This window comes from Roseibacterium elongatum DSM 19469 (assembly GCF_000590925.1).
In the GTDB taxonomy this organism is placed as follows: domain Bacteria; phylum Pseudomonadota; class Alphaproteobacteria; order Rhodobacterales; family Rhodobacteraceae; genus Roseibacterium; species Roseibacterium elongatum.
The window spans coordinates 1,356,507-1,373,979 of sequence record NZ_CP004372.1 but is presented as its reverse complement, the minus strand read 5'-3'; the positions used below and the strand labels follow the sequence as shown (position 1 = coordinate 1,373,979).

12 protein-coding genes, 1 tRNA gene and 1 pseudogene are annotated in these 17,473 nt (G+C 66.0%); 8 read left to right on the top strand and 6 right to left on the bottom strand.

The window, feature by feature from the left end:
• Positions 1 to 8 precede the first annotated feature (8 nt).
• The 3 genes from ahcY (at position 9) to ROSELON_RS06490 (ending at position 3,306) form a co-directional block, all read left to right on the top strand.
• Entirely contained in the window at positions 9 to 1,403 is a 1,395-nt protein-coding gene (ahcY, locus tag ROSELON_RS06500) for an adenosylhomocysteinase (protein WP_025311616.1), read from the top strand.
• A 173-nt stretch (positions 1,404 to 1,576) separates the two neighbouring features.
• A complete protein-coding gene (locus ROSELON_RS06495; RefSeq protein WP_025311615.1) occupies positions 1,577 to 2,566 on the top strand; it encodes a ketopantoate reductase family protein in 990 nt (329 codons plus the stop codon).
• A 398-nt stretch (positions 2,567 to 2,964) separates the two neighbouring features.
• Positions 2,965 to 3,306 carry a DUF2853 family protein gene (locus tag ROSELON_RS06490; protein ID WP_025311614.1) on the top strand — a complete coding sequence of 114 codons (342 nt, stop codon included), beginning with the start codon at positions 2,965 to 2,967 and terminating at the stop codon, positions 3,304 to 3,306.
• Positions 3,307 to 3,557: 251 nt separating this feature from the next.
• Here the strand turns inward: ROSELON_RS06490 and ROSELON_RS06485 are convergent, their stop codons facing one another.
• From ROSELON_RS06485 to tsaD, 3 genes and pseudogenes are all read right to left on the bottom strand, one after another.
• Entirely contained in the window at positions 3,558 to 3,971 is a 414-nt protein-coding gene (locus ROSELON_RS06485; protein WP_025311613.1) for an EVE domain-containing protein, read from the bottom strand.
• Between the two features lie 5 nt (positions 3,972 to 3,976).
• Positions 3,977 to 4,920 (bottom strand): annotated as a pseudogene (locus ROSELON_RS06480) (NAD(P)H-dependent glycerol-3-phosphate dehydrogenase).
• Positions 4,917 to 5,999 carry a tRNA (adenosine(37)-N6)-threonylcarbamoyltransferase complex transferase subunit TsaD gene (tsaD, locus tag ROSELON_RS06475; RefSeq protein ID WP_025311612.1) on the bottom strand — a complete coding sequence of 361 codons (1,083 nt, stop codon included), beginning with the start codon at positions 5,997 to 5,999 and terminating at the stop codon, positions 4,917 to 4,919. Before tsaD ends, ROSELON_RS06480 begins: the two are co-directional and overlap by 4 nt.
• Positions 6,000 to 6,068: 69 nt before the next feature.
• Here tsaD and ROSELON_RS06470 point away from each other — a divergent pair, with 69 nt between their 5' ends.
• The 4 genes from ROSELON_RS06470 (at position 6,069) to ROSELON_RS06455 (ending at position 10,197) form a co-directional block, all read left to right on the top strand.
• A complete protein-coding gene (locus tag ROSELON_RS06470) occupies positions 6,069 to 6,770 on the top strand; it encodes a uroporphyrinogen-III synthase (RefSeq protein WP_025311611.1) in 702 nt (233 codons plus the stop codon).
• Positions 6,771 to 6,868: 98 nt separating this feature from the next.
• Complete coding sequence (locus tag ROSELON_RS18930; protein WP_156945877.1) at positions 6,869 to 8,419, top strand: COG4223 family protein; 1,551 nt, start codon at positions 6,869 to 6,871, stop codon at positions 8,417 to 8,419.
• Between the two features lie 16 nt (positions 8,420 to 8,435).
• Entirely contained in the window at positions 8,436 to 9,956 is a 1,521-nt protein-coding gene (locus ROSELON_RS06460; RefSeq protein ID WP_025311609.1) for a heme biosynthesis protein HemY, read from the top strand.
• Positions 9,957 to 10,121: 165 nt separating this feature from the next.
• Positions 10,122 to 10,197, top strand: a tRNA-Thr gene (locus ROSELON_RS06455).
• Between the two features lie 376 nt (positions 10,198 to 10,573).
• Here the strand turns inward: ROSELON_RS06455 and ROSELON_RS06450 are convergent.
• From ROSELON_RS06450 to ROSELON_RS06440, 3 genes are all read right to left on the bottom strand, one after another.
• Entirely contained in the window at positions 10,574 to 12,532 is a 1,959-nt protein-coding gene (locus ROSELON_RS06450) for a nucleoside-diphosphate sugar epimerase/dehydratase (protein WP_025311608.1), read from the bottom strand.
• Positions 12,533 to 12,833: 301 nt separating this feature from the next.
• Positions 12,834 to 14,948, bottom strand: a complete 2,115-nt coding sequence (locus ROSELON_RS06445) for a GumC family protein (RefSeq protein WP_198020796.1) — start codon at positions 14,946 to 14,948, stop codon at positions 12,834 to 12,836.
• Between the two features lie 164 nt (positions 14,949 to 15,112).
• Entirely contained in the window at positions 15,113 to 16,468 is a 1,356-nt protein-coding gene (locus tag ROSELON_RS06440; protein ID WP_025311606.1) for a polysaccharide biosynthesis/export family protein, read from the bottom strand.
• Between the two features lie 241 nt (positions 16,469 to 16,709).
• Between ROSELON_RS06440 and ROSELON_RS06435 the strand changes: the two genes are divergently transcribed.
• On the top strand, positions 16,710 to 17,462 hold the full coding sequence (locus ROSELON_RS06435; protein ID WP_038650250.1) for a metallophosphoesterase: 753 nt from the start codon (positions 16,710 to 16,712) through the stop codon (positions 17,460 to 17,462).
• Positions 17,463 to 17,473 lie beyond the last annotated feature (11 nt).

The following is a 17,473-nucleotide window of genomic DNA, read 5'->3' as shown; positions in this document are numbered from 1 at the left end:
CCTCGGACATGGGCACGGACTATATCGTCAAGGACATCACGCTCGCCGACTATGGCCGCAAGGAACTGGACATCGCCGAAACCGAAATGCCGGGCCTGATGGCCCTGCGCGAGGAATACGGCGCCTCCAAGCCGCTCAAGGGCGCGCGCATCGCCGGGTCGCTGCACATGACGATCCAGACGGCTGTCCTGATCGAGACGCTGGTCGAGCTGGGCGCCGATGTGCGCTGGGCCTCGTGCAACATCTTCTCGACACAGGATCACGCCGCCGCCGCGATCGCCGCGGGCGGCACGCCGGTTTTTGCCGTCAAGGGCGAAACGCTCGAGGAATACTGGGACTATTGCGACCGCATCTTCCATTTCGAGGAAGGCGGCGCGAACATGATCCTGGACGATGGCGGTGACGCGACCCTGTATGTTCTGCTGGGCGCCCGTGTCGAAGAGGGCGAGACCGACCTGATCGAGGTGCCGACCAGCGAGGAAGAGGTCGCGCTGTTTGCCCAGATCAAGAAGCGCCTGGCCGAAAGCCCCGGCTGGTTCACCAAGCAGCGCCACATGATCCAGGGCGTGACCGAGGAAACCACCACCGGCGTGCATCGCCTGTATCAGATGATGGAGAAAGGCCACCTGCCCTTCCCCGCCATCAACGTGAACGACAGCGTCACCAAGTCGAAATTCGACAACAAGTACGGCTGCAAGGAAAGCCTTGTCGACGGCATCCGCCGCGCCACCGACACGATGATGGCCGGCAAGGTCGCCGTCGTCTGCGGCTATGGCGATGTGGGCAAGGGCTCGGCCGCGTCGCTCAGCGGGGCGGGCGCGCGCGTCAAGGTAACCGAAGCCGACCCGATCTGCGCGCTGCAGGCCGCGATGGACGGCTACGAGGTCGTCCTGCTGGAAGACGTGCTGCACGACGCCGACATCTTCATCACCACCACCGGCAACAAGGATGTCATCCGCATCGAGCACATGCGCGAGATGAAGGACATGGCGATCGTCGGGAATATCGGCCATTTCGACAACGAAATTCAGGTCGCCGCGCTGAAGAACCACAAGTGGACCAACATCAAGGATCAGGTGGACATGATCGAAATGCCCTCGGGCAGCCGCATCATCCTGCTGTCCGAGGGGCGTCTGTTGAACCTTGGCAACGCCACAGGCCACCCGTCCTTCGTGATGTCGGCCAGCTTCACCAACCAGGTGCTGGCCCAGATCGAGCTGTTCACCCGCGGCGAGGACTACGAGAACCGCGTCTATATCCTGCCCAAACTGCTGGATGAAAAGGTGGCGCGCCTGCATCTGAAGAAGATCGGCGTGAAACTGACCGAACTGGCCAAGGAACAGGCCGACTATATCGGCGTGCCGGTCGAGGGCCCGTACAAGCCCGAACACTACCGCTACTGAGGCCAAAAAGCTTGCACCGGGCGGCAGGGTCGCGTTCATGGTTGGCATGAACCGACCTGTCGCCCGGTGCATCCTACTGCCGGCATGGATGTCGCCCCGCTGCAGGGCCCATCGGCGGGACGGGCCGCGCTACGACGGGCGCTGAACAGTCACAGGGCATCGGGGGCGGCGCAATGCGCATCATCATCTATGGCATGGGCGCGGTCGGGGGCGTTGTGGCGGCGGCGCTGGCGCGGTCGGGCCAGTCGGTGATCGGCATCGCGCGCGGCGCGATGGCACAGGCGGTTGCGGCGCGGGGCCTGCGCCTGCGCGCGCCGGGTCTGGACGCGTGGGTCCCGGTTCCGGTGGTGTGCCACCCCTCCGAGATCGACTGGCGCGATGACGACCTGATCCTGCTTTGCATGAAAAGCCAGGACACGCAGGCCGCGCTCGAGGATCTGCGTAGCGCCGGCGTCACGCGGCAGGCCCTTTTTTGCGCCCAGAACGGCGTGGCCAACGAAAGCGCGGCGCTGCGGCTGTTTCCCAATGTGCATGGCGTCACGGTGATGATGCCCGCGCTTTACCTTGTGCCGGGCGAGGTCGCGGTGTTCACCGAGCCGAAATTCGGAATCTTCGATCTGGGCCGCTACCCCGGTGGCGTCGACGCGGACGACCGGCGCATGGCCACCGCGCTCGAGGCGGCGATGATCGCCACCAATCTGCTGCCGGACGTGATGGCCAGCAAGCGCGGCAAGCTGCTGCTGAACCTTGGGAATATCCTGAAGGCGGCCCTCGGGCATCAGGCCGAGACCGGCACGTTGGGCCAGCGGGTGCGCGCCGAGGCCGAAGCGGTCTTTCGCGCGGCGGGGCTGGACTGGCAGCCACCGGAAGAAACCGACGCCCAGCGCGATGCCCTGATGCGGCCGGTCGACTCGTTGCCCGGGGTCGCACGGGTCGGCGGCTCGACGAATCAGAGCCTGCTGCGAGGGGCGATCCGGTTGGAAACGGATTACCTGAACGGGGAGATCGCGCTGTTGGGTCGGTTGCATGGCCTGGACACGCCGCTGAACGCGGGGCTATGCCGCGTGGCGGCGCATCTGGCGGTCAAGCGTCTGCGCCCCGGCGACATGACCCTGCCCGAGGTGGAGGCCATGCTGGCCATGGATCAGACCGAACCGATCTGAACGCAGACTCGGGGGGGCAGGCATCCCGCGGCGATACGGAACACGCGTCGGAGCGGCGCCGCCCCTTTTGCGGGGCACGGCCTCGGCCCGCCGAAAGACCGGACGGGTCGGAGAGAGTGCGCATATCCGATCCCGCTGAACCTGGGCCCTTCGGGGGCTGTCTTCGGCCAGGGGCGAGACCATGCTTGAGAGAGATCGCGATCACGGGCCACGTTAGCCCGAAAGGGTAAAGATCTCGCTAACGGCACCGCGAAACGGGGCGGCGCGCCCCGTGGGGCAAAGTTTTTCTTCGCAGACCTGCGGGTTGCGGGTAACGTCCACGCCGCGCCGGTGCGCCAGACGAAGGGCTGGCCGGAAAAGCCCGATGCGCAAAACGACACTTGAAGGGGGAACCAAAGATGGGCAAGCGCGACGACCTGATCGCTCACTACGCCGAGGACCTGCGCAACAAATGCGGGATCGAGCCGGATATGGACCTGTTGACCAAGGTCACGATCGGCTGCGGCCCGGCGATCTACGATGCCGATGCCTCGACCGTGGCCGGCAGCCAGGAGCACGAGCTGGAAACGGTGAAGAACAACTTCCTGGTCAAGAAGCTGGGCCTGTCCGACGGCCCCGAGCTGATGGACGCCATCAACAGCGTGATCGAGACCTACGGCAAATCCGAGCGCAACAAGTATCGCGCCGTGGTCTATTACATGCTGACCAAGCATTTCGGCAAAGAGAGCGTTTACGGCTGATCGCGCGCGTTGCGACGGCAATGGGTCCGCCGGAAGGCGGGCCTTTTTCGTAGGGTTTGAAGACAAATCGCCTCGAATGCTGCGGGCATTTCCTTTGATCCCCGGCACCCGGTTGCGGTAAACAGGGATCAGCCCGGCAGGATGACGGGCCCGACATTCGAACACACGTGGAGCGAGCAAATCGTGTGTGGGTGATGGAGGGTCCCGCCGATCGGGGCCCTCCATTTTTTCAGATGCCAGGCGGTGTCAGATCACAGGCCGCCCATCGCGCAGATGGTCTGGAACTCGGCCTCGGTCACGGGCTGGACGGACAGGCGCGAATTGGTCACCAGCACCATCTGGGCCAGATCCTCGCGCGCCTTGATCTGTTCGAGCATCACGGGATCGGGCAGGCTTTCCAGCGCCTTGATGTCCACGCACTCCCAGCGGTCGTCATCGGTGGTGCTGTCGGGATGGGCTTCGGCGATCACCTCGACCAGGCCAACCACCGCCTTTTCCTTTTGCGAATGGTAGAAGAACCCCCTGTCGCCCACCGCCATCTCGCGCATGAAATTGCGCGCCTGGTAGTTGCGGACGCCATCCCATTCCTCGCCTGCGTCGCCCTTGGCGATCTGATCGTCCCACGACCATGTGGACGGTTCGGATTTGAACAGCCAGTAGCGCATCGGGCTCACTCCGGTTTCAGGGGGCGTGACAGCAGGGTTTCCAATACCGTCGCCAAGTCAACCCGCCCATCGGCCAGGGCGGCGACCGCATCGGCCAGGGGCGTCTCCAGCGTGGCATCGGCCGCGATCTGGCGCGCGGTGTGCAGCCCTTCGACGGTCACGTCCTCGGGCAGGGTTTCGCCATGGGCCAGCGCCACGCCAAAACGGAAATTGCGCGATTTCTCGGACCCGCAGGTCAGGATCAGGTCACCCAGTCCGGACAGGCCCGTCAAGGTCTCTTCCCGGGCGCCGGCGGCGCGGGCGACGCGCGCCATCTCGGCGAAACCGCGCGCGATCAGCGCGGCGCGGGCCGAGTCGCCCAGCCCCGCGCCGATGACCGCGCCCGCGGCAATGGCGATGACATTCTTCAGCGCCCCGCCCAGTTCGGCGCCGACCACATCGGTACTGCGATAAAGCCGCAGCGCTGGGGTGGACAGCGCGTGCTGCAGCGTTTCGCCCACGGCATCATCGGCGCAGGCGATGGTCAGCGCCGTGGGCAGACCGGCGGCGATATCCACCGCGAAACTCGGGCCGGTCAATTGTGCCGGCACCGCACCGGGTGCGGCATCGGCGATCAGCGCGGTCGGAAACCGGCCCGTCGCCCGGTCGATCCCCTTGGCGCAGGAAACGAGGTAGCGGGCGGTCGGCCGCGTGTCGCGCAGGAACGCCCCGAGCGATTGGGTCGGCACCGCCAAAAGGGCGATCGGGGCCTCGGTCGCGGGGTCGTCGGTGACGCGCACCCCGTCGGGAAAGCGCACACCGGGCAGGCGACGGGTGTTTCGCGGGCGGCCTGCATCCGGGATGCGCCTTCGCGCGCCCAGAGCGTCACCGGGTGACCCGCGCGCGCATAGGTGATGGCCAGGGCCGTACCAAAGGCGCCCGCGCCGTAGACCATCAAGGGCGTGCTCATGCCTTGGCCCCTTTCCTGCCCGATCCGATCAAGGGTTTCGCCGCGCGATCCAGTGGCCAGCGCGGCCGCGCCGACAAGGTCATGTCATCCCGGCGCCCGGCCTCGAAGGCCAGCAATCCGGCATAGGCGATCATCGCCGCGTTGTCGGTGCACAGGCTGAGTGGCGGGGCGAGGAACGGCACACTTGCCGCCTCGGCCACCGTTGTCAGGCGCGCGCGCAGGCTCTGGTTGGCGGCCACGCCCCCGGCGACGGCAAAGGCGGTCAGCCCCTGGCAGGCGGCCAGCGCGCGGGCGGATTTGCCCGCCAGCACATCGGCCGCCGCCGCCTGGAACGCGGCGCAAAGGTCGGCGCGGTCCTGCGGGGTAAGCCCGCCCTGCGCCTCGGTCAATTGATCGCGGGTGCGGATCACGGCGGTTTTCAGGCCCGAGAAACTGAGGTCGCATCCGGGGCGATCCATCAGGGGGCGCGGCAGCGCGAAGCGGGTCGCGTCGCCCGCCCGCGCCTCGGCCTGGACCGAAGGGCCACCGGGTTGCGGCAGGCCGAGGATGCGTGCGACCTTGTCGAAGGCCTCGCCCGGGGCGTCGTCGATCGTGCCGCCGAGACGGCGGAACGTCTCGGGGCCGTCGACGCGCAAGAATTGGCAATGCCCGCCCGAAACCAGCAGCATCAGGTAGGGAAAGGCCGCCCCGTCGGTCAGGCGCGGGGTCAGGGCATGGCCAGCGAGGTGGTTCACCCCGATCAGCGGTTTGCCCGCCCCCATGGCCAGCCCCTTGGCGGCCATGACCCCGGCCAGCACCCCCCCGATCAGGCCGGGCCCACTTGTAACCGCTATCGCGTCAATATCGGTTAATGCAGCGCCTGCCTCGGCCAGGGCCTGCTCGACCATCAGATCCAGCTTTTCGGTATGGGCGCGCGCGGCGATCTCGGGCACCACGCCGCCGAAGGCCGCGTGCAGATCGGTCTGGCTGGACACGACCGAGGACAGGATCGCGGGCGCATCGCCCGGCCCGCGCAGCACGGCGGCGGCGGTGTCGTCGCAACTGGATTCCAGGCCGAGGATCAGGGGCGCGCGGGGCATGTGGCAAAGACGGCCGAACCCGGCCTTGGCATTTGTGTCGTTGGAGCAAGGCAGGTAACACTCTGCCCGATGTCTGACAATCCACCCCCCCTTGTCCTGCTGACGCGCCCCAGGGCGCAATCCGAGCGGTTCGCCCGCGCGCTGGACACACGCCTGCCGGGGGTCGCGGTGGCCATCGCCCCCCTGATGGAGGTGGTGCCCCTGCCCGCCCCGCCCGAGGCGCGGACGGCACCGACCATGATCTTCACGTCGGAAAACGCGGTCCCGCAGGCCGGGGCCGGACAGGGCCGGCTGGCCTGGTGCGTCGGGACCCGGACCCAGGCGGCCGCCCGCGCGGCGGGGTTCAGGGCGCATTCGGTGGACGGCACGGCCAATGACCTCGTGGCACGGCTGGCCCAGGACCCGCCCCCCGGCCCGATCTGGCACCTGCATGGCGTGCATGTGCGCGGCGACGTAGCCAAACGGTTGTGCCGCGCCGGGCTGGATGTCCGCGAGGCGGCCGTCTACGATCAGCGCGAAATGCCGCCGGACGCGACCCTTGACGCGGCCCTGGCGCGGGACGGGGTGATCGCGCCGGTCTTTTCGCCGCGCTCGGCCAAGCTGCTGGCGCAGGCCGCCGAGGGCGCGGACGCCGCGCGACTCACCCTTGTCGCGATCAGTGCGGCGGCGCGCGATGCCCTGCCGGCGGCCTGGCAAGACCGGACGATCTTGGCCGAAACCCCGGACGCGGCGGCCATTCTGGAGGCGATCGCGCGACGGATTGGCACCTAGCGGCCGGTTGAGCCGCATGAAACGGTAATTTAGGCTGACTCTCGCCCGGTGTCAGGTTAATTAGACAGTCGGGCGCGCAAGATAGAAGGACTCAGGTGGTGGCGAGACGATCCTCGAAAGGCTCTGACGGGGCCAGCGATACGCGCGACGAAACCCAGATCCCCGAAACGACCCCGCCCGAGGGGGACATCGGACAGGATAGCATCCCCCCCGAAACCGGGAGCGGGGCCGACGAGGCGATGATGCCCCCCGATGACGGGGCCGAGACCGTCACGGTGGCAGATGCCGAAACGGTCGCCCCGGATGCGGATATGGCCGACACCCCCGAAACGACGTCAGACCCGGTGCCCGACGCGACGGGTATCTTCGCGGATGTTCCTGCAGATCCCGCCGAGGACAGCATGTCGCCCGAGGGCGAGGACACCATCGACGCCGAAGCCGCTGAGACGGCCGACGCGGACGGCGACGCATCTGAGCGGGACGACGAGACGCCCGGCACCGAGGGTGAAGACACTCTTGCCGCCGTCGAGGCCGACAGCGATGCCGCGCCCGAGGCACCCGAGGCACCCGAGGCTAAAACACCCGAAACCGAGAAACCGAACACCCCGCCGCCGGCGACCGTCGTCGAAAAGCGTGGGCCGGGTTTTGTGCCGCTGCTCCTGGGGGGTGTGGTCGCCGCCGGGTTGGGCTATGGCGCGACCTACATGGGCTATCTGCCGATGCCGGCCGATGATGCCGCCGCCAGCCGCCTGGAAAGCGTGATCGCGCAGCAATCCGAAACCCTCAGCGCCCTGCAGGCGCAGGTGACGGCCCTGGGTGAGGCCCCCGCCACCGCCGGGGTCGATCTTGCGCCGCTGAGCGAGCAGATCGGCGCGCTCGAGACACGCCTGAGCGAAACCACCGATACGATCGCGGACCTGGCGACGCGGATCACCACGCTGGAGGATCGGCCACTGTTTTCGGGCGATGTCGACGCCGATCTTGCGGCCGCGGCCGAAACCGTGACCGAGTTGGAAGGCCAGTTGCGCGCCCAGGAGGAAGAAGCCGCCCGGATCGAGGCCGAGGCCACCGCCGCGCAAGACGCCGCCGCCGAGGCGGCCGCCCAGGCCGAGGCCGCCATCGCCGAGGCCGAGGCCCAGGCGCAGGCCGCGCTGGAAGAGGCCGCCGCCGAGGCCGCGCTGGGCGAATTGCGCATCGCGGTCACGACCGGTGCCCCCTTTGCCGAGGCCGTCGCCACCATCTCCGCCGCGACCGAGGTGCCCCAGGCCCTGACCGCCGCCGCCGAAAACGGTGTCGCCACCGTCGAAGAGTTGCAGGATGGCTTTCCGGCCGCCGCCCGCGCGGCCCTGCCGGTCGCCTTGCGCGAAACCGCCGGCGAAGACCCGGTGGAGCGGTTCACGGCCTTCCTTCAGGGGCAGGTCGGCGGACGCTCGATCGAGCCGCGCGAAGGCGATGACCCCGACGCGGTGCTGTCGCGGGCCCAGGCCGCCGTCGATCGCGCCGATTTCGCCGCCGCGCTGACCGAGATCGCGGCCCTGCCCGAAACGGCACAGGCCGAAATGGCCGACTGGATGGCCCAGGCCGAAACACGCGCCGCTGTAGATGCGGCCCTGGTGACCGTCGCCGACGCGCTCGCCGGCAGCAACTGAGAAGGGACGCCGCAAAATGCTCTGGTCTCTGCTGAAAGTACTGATCTTCATCGCCATCGTGGGTTTGCTGACGCTGGGCGTCGGCTACCTGACCGAGATGCAGGATGCCGCCGTCCTGACGGTGGCCGGGCGCGAGTTCGTCCTGACGCCCTTGATCGCGATCCTCGGGGCGCTGGCGCTGCTGATCTCGGTCTGGGTGTTGTTCAAACTCGTGGGGCTGCTGATCGCCACCTTGCGGTTCCTCAACGGGGACGAAACCGCCATCAGCCGCTATTTTGACCGCCGCTCCGAGCGCAAGGGCTATGAGGCCCTGAGCGAGGGCATGATGGCACTGGCCGCCGGCGAAGGGCGACTGGCCATCCGCAAGGCCGAGCGGGCCGAGAAATACCTCGGGCGGCCCGAACTGACCAAGCTGGTCGTGGCCCAGGGCGCCGAGATGGTCGGCGATCGCAAGCTTGCCACCGACACCTACAAGGCGCTGGTCACCGACGACCGCACCCGCTTCGTGGGCGTGCGTGGCCTGATGAAGCAAAAGCTCGAGGATGGCGACACCGACACCGCGCTCGAGCTGGGCAAACGCGCCCTGGTCCTGCGGCCCAAGAACGAGGAGGTGCAGACCAAACTGCTGGATCTTCAGGCCCGGTCCGAGGATTGGCAGGGTGCGCGTCAGACGCTGGCCGCGGCGCTCAAGTCCGGCAACATACCGCGCGACATGCACAAGCGCCGAGATGCCGTTCTGGCTCTGGCCCATGCGCGCGAGGCCATGGCCGAGGGCAAGGTGGCCGAGGCCACGCGCGAAGCGAACGCGGCCAATGCCATGGCGCCGGGGCTGGTGCCTGCCGCCGTCATGGCCGCACGCCTGGCGATTGCCGATGGCAAGCCGCGCGTCGCCACCAAGATCCTCAAGACAGCCTGGGACAGCACACCGCACCCCGATCTGGCCGCCGCCTTTGCCGCCATCGCGCCAGACGAGTCGCCGTCCGATCGCCTCAAGCGCTTTCGTCCGTTGCTGGCCAAGCATGCCAGCGATCCCGAATCCAAGATGCTCGAGGCGGAGTTGCACATCGCGGCCGAGGATTTCCCCGCCGCCCGTCGGGCCCTTGGCGATCTGGCCGAAACCCTTCCGACCGCACGGTCGCTGACCATCATGGCGGCGATCGAACGCGGCCAGGGTGCCGAGGACCGTGTCGTGCGGGCGTGGCTGGCCAAGGCCGTGACCGCCTCGCGCGGGCCGCAGTGGATCTGCGAGGTTGACGGCAAGGCCTATCCCGAATGGCAACCGGTCACCGATGGCGGCTTTGACACGCTGACCTGGAAGACGGCCCCGCAATCCGAGGCGGCGCTGGCCGGCCCGGCGCAGATGCTGCCCCTGATCGTTGGCGCGCTGGAGGATCAGACACCGGGATCGGCAGCGGCGCAGGAGGCCGAGATCGTCGAGGACGCCGCCCCGGCCCAGGCCGCGGATACCGCAACCCCCGGCGATGCGCAGCCCGCCGAGGCGCCAGCCGAAGAAAGGCCGACGCCGGAACGGGCCTGAGCCTGATATCGACAGCAAAAGGGGGCGGCCTGCCGGGTCGCCCCCTTTTCTTTTCGCTTGCGTCATTTGATGCGGAATTGGGTCGCAGCATGTGATTGACGCCGCAAGACCATCTGATAAAAGCAGGCCGTTCTCGACAGACGGCCCCTGGCCGTCACGGTGAACGCCGCTGTAGCTCAGCTGGTAGAGCACGTCATTCGTAATGATGGGGTCGGGGGTTCGAGTCCCTTCAGCGGCACCAGACCTCCTGAACAGTCAAGGCACGTCAAGAACCTGCGATCGGCCGCGCTGAAGCAGGCCGACGGGTGGCCTCGCGCCCCCTGACGCTTCGTGAGTCACGGGACACGCAGGCGGGACGGTCGGCCGGGCGACGCAGTCCGACCCGGTTGTGCCGTGCTGCGCGCCCTTGCGCCATTCGGCCCGGAGAAGACGCGTGAAAGGGAAAGGCGCGCCATGCGCTCACCCCCCCGCCTGAGGCGGGGAAAGCCCCTGTCAGCCACGCGAGGCGCCGGGACGGTACGGCGGAACCAGACCTGCGCCCGTTTCGGGAAACCCGAGGGCGCGCGGCCGGCGGTGCCCACGCCGCAACGGCGAACGGGTGGCTATGGGGCCGACTGTCAGGGCCCGACCAGTTGCTTCAACGGAGCGACAGGATCACTTTTCGCGATCCATGCCTTATCGCTCCAGAGCAGATCGTGGATGGTGCTGGACGGAATATACCCTGTCGGCGCATCCGAGATCAGCCGCAGGATCCGCGGGATGTCATGCTTGGAACATGCCTTGTCCAATTGCTCCAGCAGGACGGTCAAATTCTCGAATGACAGGCAATCCTCGGAGGCACACATGATTCGCGGGTGGCTTGTCGGCTGCGGATTGTCGCCAATCAACAGCTCTTCATAGAGCTTTTCGGCCGGTCGCAAGCCGGCGATCACGATTTCGATGTCGCCATCTTGCTCGTTTCCGGCATCGGTGCGCCGATAGGGTTTGAGGCCGTGCAGCCGCACCATCTGCTCCGCGAGGTCGAGAATTCGGACGGGCTGCCCCATATCGAGCACGAAGACCTCGCCCCCCCGCGCCATGGCGCCGGCCTGAATCACCAGTTCGGCGGCCTCGGGGATGGTCATGAAGTAGCGCGTCATCTCGGGATGGGTCACCGTCACGGGCCCGCCCTTGCGGATCTGGTCGTGAAACCGCGGAATCACCGACCCGGAGGACCCGAGAACATTGCCGAAGCGCACCATCGAGATCGTCATCCCGACCTCGTCGAGCGCCAGGGCCTGACAGATCAACTCGGCCAACCGCTTGGACGCCCCCATGGCGTTGGTCGGGCGCACGGCCTTGTCCGTCGAAACGAGGGTGAAGTCGCGCACGCCATGATCTCGCGCCGCCTTGATCAGCGAGAAGGTCCCGAAAACGTTGTTGCGGATGCCTTCGATGACATTCTGTTCGACCAGCGGCACATGCTTGTACGCGGCGGCGTGAAAGACGGTATTCACATTGTAGCGGATCATGATCTTGGCCATCCGATCCGCGTTCTGCACCGACCCCATCAAGGGAACGATATTGGTGGTATAGTCGCCCTCGAGCTTCGCGATCTGCAATTCCTCGTGGATCGTGTAGAGCGCAAACTCGGAAATATCCAACAGGATCAGGGTCTCGGGGCGACTGGTCAGGATCTTGCGGCACAGTTCACTGCCGATCGAGCCGCCCGCGCCCGTCACAAGCACCGTCCGGCTTTCGATCTTGCGGTGCATCAGATCCGCGCGCGGCGGAACGGGGTCGCGCCCGAGAAGGTCTTCGGGGGCCACGGAGCGCAGCTCGTTGATGGCATGCTTGCCCGACACCAGGTCGGCCAGCCCCGGCACCGTCATCACCTGCACCGAGAGCGGCTCGAGTCGGGAGACGATCCTGTTTCGCTCGGCGCGACCGAGTTTCGGCATGGCGAGCAGAACGACTCCGGCCTGATAGCGGTCCAGCAGATGCTGAAGCATGTGGGGGGCATAGACCTTGCACCCGCCGATCTGGCTTTTGTGCAGGCTGGCGTCGTCATCGACAAAAGCCACCGGGTTGAATTCGATCCCCTGGCGCAGCCCATGCATCAGCTGACGCCCCGACGATCCGGCCCCGTATATGATGACATTCCGCGACTTGTTCGCGCGCCGCGCGATACTGAGCAACCGCACGACCATGCGCGCGCCGCCGACCAGCAGGAAGAGCACGATCGCATAGATGCCCGGCACCGACCGCGGCACCGGCAGATCCATCTGCAACGCGGCCGCGAACATCACGATGGCAGACGCGATCGCGCCTATCCCGATGGTCCGGATCATCGAACTGGCGATGTAGCGCACCACGGCCTGGTACAGACCCAGGGCCCAGAATGCCGCGATCGTGAGCGGAATGACGGGCAGCAGGACGCTCCAACTCGCCGTGTTGGAAGCGAAGCGCAGACCATCGAGCCGAAGCAGCATGGCGAGGGCAAAGGCGACGCAGATGATCGCGACATCGATGAAGGCCTGAACCAGGCGCTTCTGCCGACGGCTCAGTGCAAAGATGAAATCCAGAAATCGTTCCATTGTTCCATTGTTCCACCACCGCGAAAACTACATGTGCGCGCCGTGGTCGCGCCGTCGTGAACAAACGTCGTAACGTTCCCTGAGGTTATCGAAGGTCCGGAGTCATTGCCGCCTCATATGCTGCACTCGCAGCATTTCGTGGGGGCCGTGGCATAAATGCGCTGACCTTGTCGGGTTTTCCCTTGCGCGGCATGGTCATCACCACGGTGTCGGCCAAGGTCGGCACCCCTCGACAGAGTGGCAGATCACAAGGACCGCGCCGGACAGCGCGCCCCCTGGCCACCCGTGTGCTGCGGCTACGTCAACTTTGCGTGCTGTAGTACTTCGAGGAATAACTGTCATAGCCGTACTGGCCGGCGTAGCCGTAGGTCTTGAGCTTTTTCAGATCCACCTGCGACATGACGATCCCGTCTGCCGGATGACCGACCGTTTCGAGCATCTGGAGCCCCTGGCGCAGTTGCGTTTTCGACGTGCTCGACCAACGGGCTGCGAAGACGGTGACATCGGCATAGGCGGCCAGAACGCGCGCATCGGGCACGGCCAGCACGGGCGGTGCGTCGATCACGATGTAATCGTAGCGGTGGCGCAGGGCCTCCATCAGATCGCCAAAGCGGCGTGACGAGAACAGGTCCACGGCGTTGACCTTTGCCTCGCCGCCGCTCAGCACGTCGACGCCAAGATCGGGGTCGAGCAAATCCGCGGCATCGAGATCGAGACGCCCCAGAAGAACATCCGCAAGCGATGCGCCGGGGTCATGATCGACATAGGCGCGCAGTGTCTGCCGCCGGATGTCGGCCTCGAGCAGCAGGGCGCGTTTCCCCTCCATGGCACCCAGCAGCCGGCTCAAGGCGATGGCAAGCGTGGTTTTGCCCTCGGACGGTATCGAAGATGTCATGAGGATGACCTGCGGCTGGCGGTCGATGCTGGCCATCAGGATGGATGTGCGCAGGTTCCGCACGGCCTCGGAAAAGACGGAATTGGGCTGCGAGTTGAGCAGCGCCAGAACCTCGCGCCGGTCGGTGGTCGGCAGGGCCGGCACCGTGCCCAGCACCGGCATGCCCGTCAGGTCCCGCAACTCGTCGGTGGTGCGGAAACCGGCAAACCGCCATTCGCGGACGAGGACAATCGCGATGCCGAGCAACGCCCCGAGCATCAGGCCAAGCATGACATAGAGGGATTTCCTCGGGCTCGACGCGCCGCGTGGCACCGCCTCGGACAGGACGCGCGCGTCGGCGGTTTCCAGACCCTGCTGGACGCTGGCCTCCTGCAGGCGGGTCAGAAACGTCTCGTACAAAAGGCGGGCGGCGTTCACTTCACGCTCGAGCTGCTGCAAGGCGATCAGTTCCGCGGATTGTGCCGCGATACGGCTTGCCAGATCGCTTTCGGATTGCCGCAATGTCTCAAGCTGCTGGGCCGCGCGCTCGCTGTTGGCGATAAGGGTTGCGATCACGTCTTCGACGGCTGCATTCGCTTCGACCCTGTCCAGACGCCCCATGCGGAAGCGCTGGGTGATGGACAAAAGGCGCGACTCGCCACTGGCCTCTGCGGCGGAGATCAAGGCGTCGAAATCGCCCCGCGCCGAAACCAGGTTGGCAAGAATGGATTGCTCATCGGCAAGGCGCTGTGCCTGATCCTCGATCCGCTCGCGCAATTCGCGCAACTGGATGTTCTGCGCCTGCACGAGGTCGGCCGACACGACGTTGGATTCCTCGGTCTGCGCGGCCAGTTGCCGTTCCAGTTCGGCCACATTGGCCTGCAATTCGGTCGTGCGGTCGCTGAGAAAGCTGATGGCGCGCGTCGTGGCGTCCAGTTTGCGGCGAATCTGGCTGTCGATATAGATCCCGGCCAGGCGGTTCACGATCATGGCCGATTTCTGCGGATCCGTGGTTTCGATCTCGATGTTGAACACGCGCGTGGAGCGGAGGTTTTCGACATTGACGCGATTGATGACCGAGTCGATCACCGAGGCGCGCATCCGCGCATCGCTGGGCAAGGCCCGCTCGATCCCGCGCACCCAGTTCAAAGCCCTCGTTCGAAACGGCAGATCCCGGAGCGCACCGTTGAATTCCGGGTCGGCGACAAGGTCGAGGTCATCCACCAACTGCCCGATCAGATCGCGTGACAGGATCACCTCGATCTCGGTATTCAACGCCACCGAGTCCGTGCCGGCGCCGGAAAAGACGCTGTCGATTTCCGAGATCACCATCTGCGTGTCGCCGCTTTCGACGGCGACGGTCGCACGCGCCGGGTACAGCGGCACGGCCACGACGAAGGCCTGATAGACCGCAAACAAGATGCCCAGAACGGTGGTGAGGACGATAACCCACTTGCCGCGCCAGATCGTTCTCAGCAGTTCGACCAGATCGATCTCGTCCTGCGAGTCCTGTTCAGGTCCATTGCTTGGGAACGAGGTCATGTCTTGCATTTTGTCCGCCACCATCCGCACCGAGTATTCCCGACCCCTGCCGGGCTGCATTGGCCGTAGCGGCAATACACACCCATGCCAAGTCTAGACGACCCGTCCGTTACTGCACAGCGCGCGTCCGACGGGATGCGCGCCGGCTCCACGCTGTACGACATTCAGTTGTTCAAACGATTACCCAGGTTCAGGGTCGGAAGCGCCAGGGAAATGAAGCGGTTCCAGCGGGCAATCGGTTGCGCTGCGACAAAGACCACATCGCCCGGCCGCATTTCAAAGCGCGTTGCCAGCACCATGTTCGCCGCGTTGCGGCCATCCAGTCGATAGGCGGTCACACGGCGCAGCGTCGTTCCATCTTCGTAGGGCGCGCGCATCACGTAGATCTGACCGGGGTTGCCGGTGCTTTGCTGCACGCCGCCGGCATCCAGCAACACATCCGCAAGCACGGCGACATTCTCGTAAGGAAGAGCGAACCGGCCCGGATTCGGCACCTCGCCCATGATGTAGACATGCTCGCGGCTTTCCGCGCCAAGATCGAGACGCGCCTGGAAGTTGCTGCGCGTTTCCTGCAGCGCCCCGCGACGAATCGAGATCTCGGCCTGCAATTCCGAAATCGCGGCCGCACGCACCGAGCGGTTGTAGTTCGCGCGCGCGATCTGTTCCTGGAAAAAGGCCTGCGCCAGGTCGAGGTCGTAGTCGGTATCGACAAAGACACTGTCCCCGCTCAACATCCGCAGGCGGCGCAAGGAGTTTTCGGCATAAAAATCGTTGAGCGGGATCTGGTACAGCGTGCCATCACGATAGATACGGATCACGGTGTAATCGGCATCCCGCGCGTTCACGCCGCCCCGCTGCGCCAAGACCTCGTCCAGGGTGACGGACTGGATCGTGATCGGCACGACGCCGGGGCTGCCGACGGCGCCGCCGACCGACACCCGCTGCGAGTTGAACTCGGCAATCTCGAGGCTGAAGGTCGGATCGATCCGGGCGTCGATCAGCCTTTGGAAAATCGCATCTTCGGCCGCATCCAGCGTCATGCCGCCAACCATGATGCGCCCGATCGACGGCACCGAAATCATGCCATCGTCCTGAACGGTGTATCCTTGGCGCTGGTTCTGAGCCGCGACGAGGCCGGCAAGTTCCTCGACGGTGGATTGGCCGCGCGGCGTGGCCAGGATCAGCACGTCGCCCACGCCGATGCGATACGGCTCGGGGTTCACGACGGGCGGCGCGCGCAGGACGGTTGCGCCGGGGCGGGCCTCGGGATCGAAAACCTGGTCCGGCAGGCGCGGCGCCCGGGGCGGTGTCGATCCACTTGCGATCAAGGAAAACGCATCCGGCAAATCCTGCGGTGCGTAGGGCGCATTGTTTGCCTGACGCACGACAAAGGCCGAGATGTCGACGACCTCGATCTCCTCCACGCCGGCCACATCGTTGATATCGCTGGCAACATAGGCGGAGCCGCATCCCGACACCAGAAACGCAATTGCCACGGCAACCAAGGATTTAAGATACATGTTCGACAGCCGTCTTGTTGTGTACGCCCCTGCAAAGCGACAAATTGCGGGACGTCTTGGCAGCAACACCGCGGGTGTTGCTATGCGTCCGCCCACCTGCTTCGCAGTTGTTCTTTTGATCGCGGTTTTACCGGCCTTGCTTGCGCGGTACGAGGCGTGAGGATATGGCCCTCGGGATTGAGGCCCAACCGATGCATTTTCGGCACACCAATTGGCGGCCACAAGTTGAGACAGGGAACACATGACGAAACGGGACAACTGGGCATCGCCATCTCCAACCCGGACGACCTTTCTGGTGGGCGACATCCATGGGTGCGCCGCCGAACTCGAACATCTCATGCAACTGGTCGAAGCCGAGTTCGACTATGCGATATCGGGGGATCCGGCCCTTGTCTTTGTTGGCGACTACATCGATCGCGGGCCGGACTCTGCCGTGGTTCTTGAGTTCCTGCACGGGGCGCAGACCGAAGCGCCGGATCTGATCACCTGCCTTCTGGGCAATCACGAGCGCATGATGCTCGACTTTCTCGACGATCCGACCGGCCCGGCAAAACGATGGCTGCGTCATGGCGGGCTGGAAACGGTGGCCAGCATGGGGTTGCGTGCGCAGGTCACCAGCGAAGGCGGCGATGCGGCCGCGCTTGTCGATCTTGCCTTCGACATCCGCGCAGCCTTGGGCGCCGACAGGATCGCATGGTTGCAAGCGCTGCCGCTGTCCTGGAACTCGGGCACGTTGTGGGCCGTTCATGCCGCCGCGGATCCGGCCCTGCCGATGCCTGCGCAAGAGGCAAACACGTTGCTCTGGGGCACCAGCAGCTTTGGCCGCATCGACCGCACCGACGCCCAATGGGTCGCTTACGGGCATGTCCCGGTCGAGGACCCGAAGGCGGAGCGCGGCCGCGTGCCCCTGGACACCGGGGCCGTTTACGGCGGGCCGTTGACCGCCGCACGGATCGACCCGGACGGGTTGGTGCGCTTCATCCAGACCAGATAGCCCGCTGTCTC

Excerpts from the sequence above, each read along its gene's own strand:
- ahcY (WP_025311616.1), top strand. The coding sequence starts at position 9 with ATGGGCACGGACTATATCGTCAAGGACATCACGCTCGCCGACTATGGC.
- ROSELON_RS06495 (WP_025311615.1), top strand. The coding sequence starts at position 1,577 with ATGCGCATCATCATCTATGGCATGGGCGCGGTCGGGGGCGTTGTGGCG.
- ROSELON_RS06490 (WP_025311614.1), top strand. The coding sequence starts at position 2,965 with ATGGGCAAGCGCGACGACCTGATCGCTCACTACGCCGAGGACCTGCGC.
- ROSELON_RS06485 (WP_025311613.1), bottom strand. The coding sequence starts at position 3,971 with ATGCGCTACTGGCTGTTCAAATCCGAACCGTCCACATGGTCGTGGGAC.
- tsaD (WP_025311612.1), bottom strand. The coding sequence starts at position 5,999 with ATGCCCCGCGCGCCCCTGATCCTCGGCCTGGAATCCAGTTGCGACGAC.
- ROSELON_RS06470 (WP_025311611.1), top strand. The coding sequence starts at position 6,069 with ATGTCTGACAATCCACCCCCCCTTGTCCTGCTGACGCGCCCCAGGGCG.
- ROSELON_RS06460 (WP_025311609.1), top strand. The coding sequence starts at position 8,436 with ATGCTCTGGTCTCTGCTGAAAGTACTGATCTTCATCGCCATCGTGGGT.
- ROSELON_RS06450 (WP_025311608.1), bottom strand. The coding sequence starts at position 12,532 with ATGGAACGATTTCTGGATTTCATCTTTGCACTGAGCCGTCGGCAGAAG.
- ROSELON_RS06445 (WP_198020796.1), bottom strand. The coding sequence starts at position 14,948 with ATGACCTCGTTCCCAAGCAATGGACCTGAACAGGACTCGCAGGACGAG.
- ROSELON_RS06440 (WP_025311606.1), bottom strand. The coding sequence starts at position 16,468 with ATGTATCTTAAATCCTTGGTTGCCGTGGCAATTGCGTTTCTGGTGTCG.
- ROSELON_RS06435 (WP_038650250.1), top strand. The coding sequence starts at position 16,710 with ATGACGAAACGGGACAACTGGGCATCGCCATCTCCAACCCGGACGACC.